2 protein-coding genes are annotated in these 794 nt (G+C 54.5%); one reads left to right on the top strand and one right to left on the bottom strand.

Translation table 11 applies throughout. The features are described 5' to 3' along the window. The coding region (locus tag ACR0EL_RS22120) for a pseudouridine synthase (protein ID WP_480502305.1) at nt 1–212 on the bottom strand (212 nt) is incomplete at its 3' end. A 97-nt stretch (nt 213–309) separates the two neighbouring features. On the opposite strand from ACR0EL_RS22120, the gene ACR0EL_RS22125 reads away from it, so the two are divergent. Continuing rightward, nucleotides 310–720: a nuclear transport factor 2 family protein gene (locus ACR0EL_RS22125; protein ID WP_170398766.1), complete on the top strand. Its 411-nt coding sequence runs from the start codon at nt 310–312 to the stop codon at nt 718–720. Nucleotides 721–794 lie beyond the last annotated feature (74 nt).

A 794-nucleotide genomic window follows, 5' to 3' on the forward strand; every position in this document is an offset into this window, starting at 1 on the left:
AACACCATTACACCGGATGTATCCCGATCCAACCGATGCACCAGCAACGCTTGTGGAAACGCAACTTGCACGCGGGTTAGCAGACAATCAGCAAGATGCGCGCCCCGCCCCGGCACCGATAACAAACCCGCCGGCTTGTTCACCACGATCAATTGCGTGTCTTCAAACAGCACATCCAGAGGAGAGTTTGGGGGATCATAGGTTTCGCTCATGCGCGCTTGCCTATCTCAGGCGGCCCCCTCCCGCAACGTCGTCCTTGCGTGAGTGAAAAGGTTCAGCAACTCTTTGGTCAACAAGAGGGAAGACGGTATGCACCCGACGATCAAACGAATGCAAGAAGTGGTGGCCAAGGGCGATGAAGGCCTGATCCAAGAGTTGCTGGCCGAAGATGTTCGGTTTTCACCACCCACTTACTACAGCACCTGGACCGGGCGTGAACCTGTTGCAGCGGTTCTGGGTCATGTGGGTCAGGTGTTTTCCGAATTTCAGTATCGTCGGATCATGGGCGACGGCGACGATTGGGCATTGGAGTTTCAATGCAAAGTCGGTGCCTTGGACGCCGTGGGTGTAGACTTGATCACGCTGAACGCAGACGGACTTATTCAGGAATTTGAGGTCGTCATGCGCCCCTACAAGACCGTCGGAGCCTTGCGCGAAGCCATGATGGCACGAGTCATGAAAGATGCGCGCTTTCTAAAGTTCAAAGATGCGCTGAGCTAACGGTTCCTTTGCCTGTTGCCGCCGATCAAATTCTCAGAATTCCGCTTTTGCCTATTCTGGCCATTCAGGGGATC

It is taken from the genome of Ruegeria sp. AH12, from assembly GCF_056541465.1.